6 protein-coding genes and 2 pseudogenes are annotated in these 8,994 nt (G+C 72.8%); 3 read left to right on the forward strand and 5 right to left on the reverse strand.

The annotated features are described in order from the left end of the window. Nucleotides 1-98: 98 nt before the first annotated feature. A pseudogene (locus SSBG_RS11925) lies at nucleotides 99-896 on the reverse strand (DedA family protein); the annotation flags it as partial. 324 nt (nucleotides 897-1,220) lie between these two features. On the opposite strand from SSBG_RS11925, the pseudogene SSBG_RS11930 reads away from it, so the two are divergent. After that, nucleotides 1,221-2,497 (forward strand): annotated as a pseudogene (locus SSBG_RS11930) (ion channel protein). A gap of 75 nt (nucleotides 2,498-2,572) precedes the next feature. After that, the gene (locus SSBG_RS11935) at nucleotides 2,573-3,985 is read left to right on the forward strand and encodes a glutamate decarboxylase (RefSeq protein WP_008746389.1); all 1,413 of its coding nucleotides are present in this window, start codon (nucleotides 2,573-2,575) and stop codon (nucleotides 3,983-3,985) included. A gap of 38 nt (nucleotides 3,986-4,023) precedes the next feature. On the opposite strand, the gene SSBG_RS11940 is transcribed toward SSBG_RS11935, so the two are convergent. The 3 genes from SSBG_RS11940 to SSBG_RS11950 all read right to left on the reverse strand — a co-directional run bounded on the left by SSBG_RS11940 (nucleotide 4,024) and on the right by SSBG_RS11950 (nucleotide 7,495). Further along, the gene (locus tag SSBG_RS11940) at nucleotides 4,024-4,557 is read right to left on the reverse strand and encodes a DinB family protein (RefSeq protein ID WP_008746390.1); all 534 of its coding nucleotides are present in this window, start codon (nucleotides 4,555-4,557) and stop codon (nucleotides 4,024-4,026) included. A 280-nt stretch (nucleotides 4,558-4,837) separates the two neighbouring features. After that, nucleotides 4,838-6,304, reverse strand: coding sequence for an aldehyde dehydrogenase family protein (locus tag SSBG_RS11945; RefSeq protein ID WP_008746391.1), 1,467 nt, complete (start codon nucleotides 6,302-6,304; stop codon nucleotides 4,838-4,840). Nucleotides 6,305-6,604: 300 nt separating this feature from the next. Then, nucleotides 6,605-7,495 (reverse strand): helix-turn-helix domain-containing protein, encoded by an 891-nt coding sequence (locus SSBG_RS11950; RefSeq protein WP_008746392.1) that lies wholly within the window; start codon nucleotides 7,493-7,495, stop codon nucleotides 6,605-6,607. Between the two features lie 309 nt (nucleotides 7,496-7,804). Between SSBG_RS11950 and SSBG_RS11955 the strand changes: the two genes are divergently transcribed. After that, nucleotides 7,805-8,260 carry an ATP-binding protein gene (locus SSBG_RS11955; RefSeq protein WP_037869551.1) on the forward strand — a complete coding sequence of 152 codons (456 nt, stop codon included), beginning with the start codon at nucleotides 7,805-7,807 and terminating at the stop codon, nucleotides 8,258-8,260. A 169-nt stretch (nucleotides 8,261-8,429) separates the two neighbouring features. On the opposite strand, the gene SSBG_RS11960 is transcribed toward SSBG_RS11955, so the two are convergent. After that, nucleotides 8,430-8,678 carry a DUF397 domain-containing protein gene (locus SSBG_RS11960; RefSeq protein ID WP_008746394.1) on the reverse strand — a complete coding sequence of 83 codons (249 nt, stop codon included), beginning with the start codon at nucleotides 8,676-8,678 and terminating at the stop codon, nucleotides 8,430-8,432. Nucleotides 8,679-8,994: the final 316 nt, after the last annotated feature.

An 8,994-nucleotide genomic window follows, 5' to 3' on the forward strand; every position in this document is an offset into this window, starting at 1 on the left:
AAAAAAAAAAAAAAAAAAAAAAAAAAAAAAAAGAAAAGAAGCAGTAAAGGATGCGGACCGACGAACGAAAAATACGGAGCATACCCCTCGGGAACCTACAGGCCGCCGAACGGGGCCGGGGTCAACGGGCAGCCGTACGAGGCGCCCCCGGCGGCGGGGGCGGAGTCCCACGCGGAGCGCGCGGAGGCGCCCGGGCCGCGCGGGTCCTCGCCCTCGCGGCGGACGGGGTCACCGGCGCCCGGCGCGGCGGAGTCGGTGGAGTCGGCGGACTTCTTGCCGCTCTTGCCGCGCGCCCGCAGGTACTCGATCGCGATCGGCACGACCGAGACGAGGACGATCAGGATGAGGATGAACTCGATTTTCTCCTTGACGAAGTCGATCTTCCCGAGCCACGAGCCGAGCAGCGTCACGCCCGCGCCCCACAGGACGCCGCCGATGATGTTGAAGGTGACGAAGGACCGGTAGGCCATACCGCTGACGCCCGCGATGATCGGCGTGAACGTGCGGATGACGGGCACGAAGCGGGCCAGGACCAGCGACTTCGCGCCGTACTTCTCGAAGAACTCGTGCGCCTTCTGCACGTTCTCCTGTTTGAAGATCCGCGAGTCCGGCCGGTTGAAGAGCGAGGGCCCGACTTTCTTGCCGAAGAGGTACCCGGCCTGGTCGCCGAGGATCGCCGCGACGCAGATGATCGCGATCGCCCCGGCGAGCGGGAAGTCGAGGTCGCCGCTCGTGATGAGCAGCCCGCAGGTGAAGAGCAGCGAGTCGCCCGGCAGGAAGAAGCCGATGAGCAGCCCCGACTCGGCGAAGACGATGAGTGCGAGTCCCCAGACGCCGAAGTTGTCGAGCATGGTGTTGGGATCGAGCCAGCTCGGTCCGAGAGCAAGCGAGTTCACGACGTTCGGGCTCCTGGGGGTCCTGGCCGGCGGAGGGACGGCCGTTCGGCGGAGGGGTGGCGGGGATCGTTTTGCCGCCGGGGGAAAGTCATGCGGTAGCAAAGCTACCAACGAGGCCCGTCCCGCCCGCGTTCCCGGCCCGCGCACGGCCCGTCCCCCGGGACCGCCGCGCCGCACGGGCCCGCGAGGCGCCTGGGGCCGCCGCCGGGGCGGCGCGCGCCTGCCCCGGTCGACGCGCGCGAGCGCTGGGGCGGTTCCGCGCCCGGCGCGAGGGTGCCGCACCTCACGACGGACCCGGCGCCCGTAACGTACCGCCATGCCCCGATTCCCCCCGTCCTGACGCCGACCGCCCGCCGCCTCGCCCCGCTCACGCTCCCCGCGCTCGTCACCGGCGTGCTCGCCGCGTGCGTGCTGCTCGGGGTGAGCGCGGTGGAGGAGCGGCTCCAGGGGGTGTGGTGGGAGAGCCTGCCGGAGGCGCTGGGGGTGGGGCGGTACGCGGCCGGGTGGGTGGTCCTCGTGCTGACGTGCGCGGGCGTGCTCACGGGCCTCGTCGTGCGGTACGTGCCCGGGCACGCCGGGCCCGATCCGGCGACGACCGGGCTCGTGGACGCGCCGCTGCCGCTCGCCGAGCTCCCCGGCCTCCTCCTCGCGACGGTGCTCTCGCTCGCGGGCGGCGTGAGCCTCGGCCCCGAGAACCCGATCACGGCGGTCAACGTGGCGCTCGTGTACGCGGCGGGGCACAGGCCGGCGCCCCGCGTGCCGGGCAGCTGTGGACGGGTCTCGCGGCGGCCGGGACGATCGGGGCGCTCTTCGGGACGCCGGTCGCGGCGGCCCTCGTCCTCACCGAGATGCTCACGGAGCGGCCGGGCGCCGCGCTGTGGGACCGGCTGTACGCGCCGCTGCTCGCGGGCGCGGCCGGCGCGCTCACGATGACGCTCGTCGCGGAGCCGAGCTTCGACCTCGCGCTGCCCGCGTACGGACAGCCGCGCTGGGCGCACCTGGCGCCCGCTCTGCTGGTCTGCCTGGCCGGCGCGGTGCTCGGGCTGTGCGCGGTCGCGCCGCTCCCGTACGCGCACCGGGCCTTCGCGCGGCTCGGGCACCCCGTCCTGGTGTGCGGCGCGGGCGGGCTCGTGCTCGGGGGGCTCGGGGTGCTCGGCGGGCACCTGACGCTCTTCAAGGGGCTCGACGAGGTCAAGGAGCTGAGCGCGCACCCGGGGCACTGGTCGGCGGGGGCGCTCGCGGGGATGGCGGTCGTGAAGACGGCGGCGCTGCTCGTGGCGGCGTCCTCGGGGTTCCGGGGCGGCCGGATCTTCCCGGCCGTGTTCGTAGGGGTGGCGCTGGGGCTGAGCGCGCATCAGCTCTTCCCGGGCGCGGCTCCGGAGGCTCCCGCGGTGGCGTGCGGGGTGCTCGGTGTGCTGCTCGCGGTGACGCGGCAGGGGTGGCTGAGCCTGTTCACGGCGGCGGTGCTGGTCGCAGACACGGCGGTGCTGCCGCTGCTGTGCCTCGCGGCGCTCCCCGCGTGGCTGCTCGTGACGGGGCGGCCGCCGATGCGGCTCGGCGCCCCCGGGCCCGTACCGGCGGAACGCGGCTCCGGCACGTAGCGGCTTGCCCCGTTTTTGTACGGAATCCGCCTACGCTGCCCGCGACACGAGCCCCGTACCCCCGAGGGAGCCGCCATGCTGCACCACCCGCCCGAGGACGCGAAGGAGCGGGACAAGCCGCTCGCGGTGAACCCGTTCTTCGGCGAGGCCGACCCGCTCGACGGGATGCGCGAGGCCCCGCCCCGGCACCGGCTGCCGCGCGAGCCGATGGCTCCGCACCCGGCGTACCAGCTCGTGCACGACGAGCTGATGCTCGACGGGAACGCGCGGCTCAACCTGGCCACGTTCGTCACGACGTGGATGGAGCCGCAGGCCGGGGTGCTCATGAGCGAGTGCCTCGACAAGAACATGATCGACAAGGACGAGTACCCGCGCACGGCGGAGCTGGAGCGGCGCTGCGTCGCGATGCTCGCCGACCTGTGGCACGCGCCGGACGCGCGGGACGCGGTCGGGTGCTCGACCACCGGGTCGAGCGAGGCGTCCATGCTCGCGGGGATGGCGCTCAAGCGGCGGTGGGCGCGGCGGAACAAGGACCGGTATCCGGGCAGCGCGCGGCCGAACCTCGTGATGGGGGTCAACGTGCAGGTGTGCTGGGAGAAGTTCTGCGCCTTCTGGGAGGTGGAGCCCAGGCAGGTGCCGATGGAGGGCGAGCGCTACCACCTCTCGCCGGAGGCGGCGGTGGAGCTGTGCGACGAGAACACGATCGGTGTCGTCGGCATCCTCGGCTCGACGTTCGACGGCTCCTACGAGCCGGTCGCCGAGCTGTGCGCGGCGCTCGACGCGCTCCAGGAGCGGACCGGGCTCGACATCCCGGTGCACGTGGACGGGGCCTCGGGGGCGATGATCGCGCCGTTCCTCGACCCGGACCTCGTGTGGGACTTCCGGCTGCCGCGGGTGGCCTCGATCAACACCTCGGGGCACAAGTACGGGCTCGTCTACCCGGGAGTGGGGTGGGCGCTGTGGCGGGACAAGGCGGCGCTGCCCGAGGAGCTGGTCTTCCGCGTGAACTACCTGGGCGGTGAACTTCCCACGTTCGCGCTGAACTTCTCCCGGCCGGGCGCGCAAGTCGTCGCGCAGTACTACACGTTCCTGCGCCTCGGCTTCGAGGGCTACCGGGCGGTGCAGCAGTCGAGCAGGGACGTGGCGCGGAGGCTCGCCGAGCGCATCGAGGCGCTGGGCGACTTCCGGATGCTGACGCGCGGCGACGAGCTGCCCGTCCTCGCCTTCACGACGGCGGACGACGTCACGGCCTTCGACGTGTTCGACGTCTCGCGCCGGCTGCGCGAACGCGGCTGGCTCGTCCCCGCGTACACCTTCCCGGCGCACCGCGAGGACCTGTCGGTCCTGCGGATCGTCTGCCGCAACGGCTTCTCCTCCGACCTGGCGGACCTCCTGCTGGGGGACCTGGCGGCCCTGCTGCCGCAGCTCCGGGCGCAGCCGGGGCCCTCGACGCGCGGCAAAGAGCGGGCGACGGCCTTCCACCACTGAGGCGCGCGGGGCGGGCCGGGCCCGCCCCGCGCCTTCCCTCAGCCCTCGCGCGTCGCCAGGGAGTACGCCGTCTCGCCGTCGAGCTGCTCGCGCAGGATGTCCGCGTGGCCCGCGTGGCGGGCGTTCTCGCGGATGAGGTGGAGCAGGAGCCAGCGCAGCGAGACGCCGTCGGCGTCGGGGAACCACGGGGCCTTCGGGAGCGGGAAGGTCTCGTCGAGGCCGGGGCGCGACCTGATCCACTCCTCCGGGTCGCGCGCGACCTTCTCGCCGTAGGCGCGGGTGTCCGCCAGGGTCTCGCCGTCGAGCAGGACGTGGCTCTCGTTCCAGTTCTCGGGCGTGCGCGCGATGTCGGGGGCGACGCCCTGGGCGCGGGCCAGCCAGCCCTGCTCGGTCTCGGCGGTGTGCTTGAGGAGCCCGCCGAGGCTCAGTCCGCTCGCGCAGGGCCGCTGCCTGGCCTGCTCCTCGGTGAGCCCGAGGGTGGCGCGGCGGATGGCCTCGCGCTGGTCTTCGAGGAAGGCGAGCAGCGCGCCCGTCTCGTCGCCGGGACGCTCGGGACCGACCTGCTGTGCCATGGGGTTCTCCTTGTTCCGTGGGCCGCCCGGCGGCCCGGGGGCTCCGAAGGGCCCGTGAGGGGCTTCGCGGTACCCGTGACGGGTCCCGTATCCCGGCCCTTTCGGACCGGTAGGAGCAAGGCAGGAACCATCGCGGACAGTTTCGGTCCGCGATACGTCGCGGCGGGCGGGGACGGCGCGCGGCGGGGAGCGGCGGCACGCGGTGGGGCGCGGTGGCGGGCTGTGGGGGGGGCACTCACGGACGGGCACTCGCGCGGCGGGCCGGGGGCGGCCCGCCGCCTCACAGCTCGTAGGTCGCGGGCCCGTGCTGCACGGAGATCCACCGTTGCGTCGTGAACGCGTCCACCGACGCCGCCCCGTTGAGCCGTCCGATGCCGGAGCGCTTGACGCCGCCGAAGGCCGCCATCGGGTCGTCCTCCATCGTCGTGCCGTTGACGTGGATCATTCCGGCCTCGACGCGCCGCGCGAAGGCGACGCCGCGCTCGGCGTCCCCGGTGTGGACGGCGCTGCTGAGCCCGTACGGGGTGTCGTTGGTGAGCCGCAGGCCCTCCTCGTCGCCGTCGAAGGGGACGAGCAGGGCGACGGGCCCGAAGATCTCCTGGCGCAGCAGCGGCGAGTGCGGCGAGAGGCCGGTGAGGATCGTCGGCTCGACCAGGTTGCCGACGGTGCGGCCGCGCAGCAGCGGCGTCGCGCCCTCGGCGAGCGCCTCGTCCACGAGCGCGGTCAGGGCCTCGGCGTGGAAGGAGTCGATGACGGGGCCGAGCTGGGTCGCCGGGTCGGCGGGGTCGCCGGTGCGCAGCGCGGCGACCCGTTCCGTGAAGCGGGCGCTGAACCCGGGTTCGAGGGCGCGGTCCACGAGGATGCGGTTCGCGGCCATGCACACCTGGCCCTGGTACACGTACCGGCTGAAGACGGCCGCGTCCACGGCCCGGTCGAGGGCCGCCCCGGTGAGGTCGCCGAGCGCGACGAAGGCGCCGTTGCCCGAGAGCTGGAGGACCGTGCGCTTGAGGGCGCGGGCGGCGACGGCGGCGACGTGGCGGCCGATGCGGTCCGAGCCGGAGAAGGAGATGACCTTCGGGACGGGGTGCTCGATGAGGTCGTCGCCGATCTCGGCGATGTCCGTGACGAGCACGTTGAGCACCCCGGCGGGCAGTCCGGCCAGCTCGAAGATGCGGGCCACGAGGCCGCCGCCGACGATCGGGGCGTTCTGGTTCGGCTTGACGAGGACCGCGTTGCCGAGGGCGAGGGCGGGCGCGACGGACTTGAGCGTCACCAGCAGCGGGTAGTTGAACGGGCTGATGACGGTGACGACCCCGGCGGGCTCGCGGTAGACGCGGTTCTCCTTGCCGGGCGCGAGCGCGGGCAGGAGTTCGCCGTCCGGCATCACGGCGACCCCGGCGGCGTGACGCAGGAACTCGGCGGCGAGGTCGATCTCGTAGTACGCCTTCGCGCGCGTCGCCCCGAGTTCGGCGATCATCGCGTCGGCGGTCTCCTCGCGCAGCCCGACGAGCGCGGTACGGGCCCGTTCCAGCACGTCGCGGCGCGCGTGCGGTCCCGCGGCGGCCCAGCCGGGCTGGGCCCGCGCCGCCGCCTGGTACGCCTCGTCCACCTCGACGCCGGTCGCCGCGGTCACGGCGGCGAGCTTCTCGCCGTTGTACGGGTTGAAGTCGATGACGTCCCAGGAACCCCGGCCGACGCGCCATTCGCCGTCGATGTACTGCTGGGACAGGTCGGTGAAGAACGACATGGGCCATATCCTTGCCGGTTGCGCACGTGCCGCCGGGGGCCCAAGGGCCCGCCCGCGACTCCCCGTTGGCGTGCATGGTACGCGCGAGCGGCGGCGCGCAGGCGGAAACCGGGCCGCGCGGGAGACGCTGTGCCAGGGGGACGGAGCGCCCCTCGCATACGCAACAGGCCCCGGCCCGCGGGGAATCCGGCCCCCGCCCGGAATCCCGCCCGCGGGCGGAAGCTCCCCCGCGGCTCCCCCGCACGGATCACGCCCCCGCGCGCGAACGCCCCGCTCCCGCCCCCGGAGGCCCCCGCCGCCTCACATCAGCTGGAGCAGCCCGCGCAGCAGGTCGCGGCTCTCCTCGGGGCCCGGGCAGTCCGCGCTCAGCCGCTCGAACGTGCCGCCGTACAGGGCGACTTCCTCGGGCTTGTCGAGGTAGAGCGCGCTGGTGAGCTGTTCGAGGTAGACGAGGTCGGAGAGGTCGGACTCCGGGAAACCGAGGAGCGAGAAGGCACCGCTCTCGCCCGAGTGCCCGCCGAAGCTGAACGGCATCACCTGGAGCGTCACGTTCTCGTGCTGGGACATCTCGATGAGGTGTTCCAGCTGTCCGCGCATCACGTCCCTGCCGCCGTAGGGGCGGCGCAACGCGGCTTCGTCCAGCACCGCGTGGAAGTGCGGGGCGCGTTCGGCGACGAGCACCTTCTGCCGTTCCAGGCGCAGCGCGACGCGCCGTTCGATCTCGGAGGGGTCGCCGTCCGGCATCCCCTTGGTGACGACGGCCTGCGCGTACGCCTCCGTCTGGAGGAGCCCGTGCACGAACTGCACCTCGTAGACCCGTATCACCGAGGCGGCGCCCTCCAGGCCCACGTACGTCGGGAACCAGCTCGGCAGGATGTCCGAGTAGCTGTGCCACCAGCCCGCGATGTTCGCCTCCTTCGCGAGGCCGAGCAGCTGACCGCGCTCCGCCGCGTCGTGCACGCCGTAGAGCGTGAGCAGATCCTCCACGTCCCGCGCCTTGAAGCTCACCCGTCCCAACTCCATGCGGCTGATCTTCGATTCCGAGGCCCTGATCGCGTAGCCGGCGCCTTCGCGAGTGATCCCGCGCGACTCGCGCAGCCGCCGCAGCTGCGAGCCGAGCAGGATGCGCCGTACGACCGAGCCGCCGCCTGCCCCTTCGGCCTGGGGCTGCCCCCAGTCCCCTGCGGTCACGACACCCAGCCTCCCCTCCATGTGGCGTCAAGGGCGATGCCTTTCAAGCCCCGCAGTCTGCCACTAAAAGGCTCCGTGCCGTACTCGTTCGGTTACGGAAACGGAAAGGTTGTGTCATGTGCCGGGAAGAGTTGCCGCGAGTTGGCGGGAAGAAATGGGGGTGAAGTGGTAGGTGTGGCGGCAATTCCGGCGCGTGCACGTGCATCTGCCCTTGCATCCGCTGTGTGCGTTCCGCCACGATGGGGGCGCACCGCCGCGCAGCCATCGCGAATTCCGGGAGTGCCTCGCATGGGGACGAATGGATCGACCATGCTCGACCCGCTGAGGCAAGGGCTTCCGCCGCTCGACCCCGCGACGGTCAGCGACGCCGCCTCCTGCACCGTGAGCCCCCGCCTCGAAGGCGTGCGCGAGGCACGGCAGTTCGCGCGCACGACCCTGGACCGCTGGGAACTGGCCGAACTCGCCGACGACATCGCCCTGGTCGTCTCCGAGCTCGTCACCAACGCGCTGCGCCACGCGCTGCCCGCGCCGTCCCCGGACGAGGACGAGGGGCCGGTACGGCTCCATCTCATGCGCTGGGCGGGCCGCTTGATGTGCGCGGTGCGCGACCCGAGCGACGCGAGCCCGGTGGCCCGCGCCGAGGACTTCGGCGCGGAGTGCGGTCGCGGTCTCTTCCTCGTGGACTCCTTCAGCGAGAGCTGGGGCTGGCACCCGCTCGCGGGGTCGCTGCACGGGAAGATGGTGTGGGCGCTGTTCCGGGTGTGAACGCGCGGGCCGGGGGCCCGGGAAGAACGAGGAGCGGTGCCGCCGTACGCGGTCACCGCTCTTTTTCACGCTCCGTGCGCGGGCGCGCGCCCGGCCTTCCGCCACGCCACCGGGGGTGCGTGCGGGACGAGGCGGGCCCGCCGGGGCGGCCGCCGGGCGAAAGTCGCCCTCAGCCCGTGACCAGGTGGTCGAATTCCCCGTCCTTCACACCGAGGAGCATCGCCTCTATCTCGGCGCGCGTGTAGACGAGCGCGGGGCCCTCGGGATGGCGGGAGTTGCGCACAGCGACATCGCCGCCCGGGAGTTTGGCGAACTCCACGCAGGTGCCCTGGGAATTGCTGTGCCGGCTCTTCTGCCACACGACCCGGTGGACCTGCTGGAGTTCGGTTGCCGCCATGCCGTTGTACGCCTGGTGCACTGCTTGCTCCTGGTGGTGCCGTGGCCAATGGTGCATCGGTCAACTGCGCGTGATCATAGCTTCGTTCACGTGCTGATGCATGAGCAGATGCACGTGCACGCGGGGTGGTCCCGCGACTACAGGCTTCCCGGGAGGCGGCGGCTCTCCTCCTGAACACCCGAAAGCCGGCCCCGTAAGCGGGCCGGCTCGTGGAGACGTGGCGCACATCACTGTGCGTAGGGGGTCTACGCAGGGTGGGCGCGGCCGGCCGACGCGACCGCCGGTCCGCGTCCCCCCTTCGCCCCGCCCGTCACTCCGCCCGGAGCCGCCCGCCCGT

It is taken from the genome of Streptomyces sp. SPB074 (assembly GCF_000154905.1).
GTDB lineage: Bacteria > Actinomycetota > Actinomycetes > Streptomycetales > Streptomycetaceae > Streptomyces.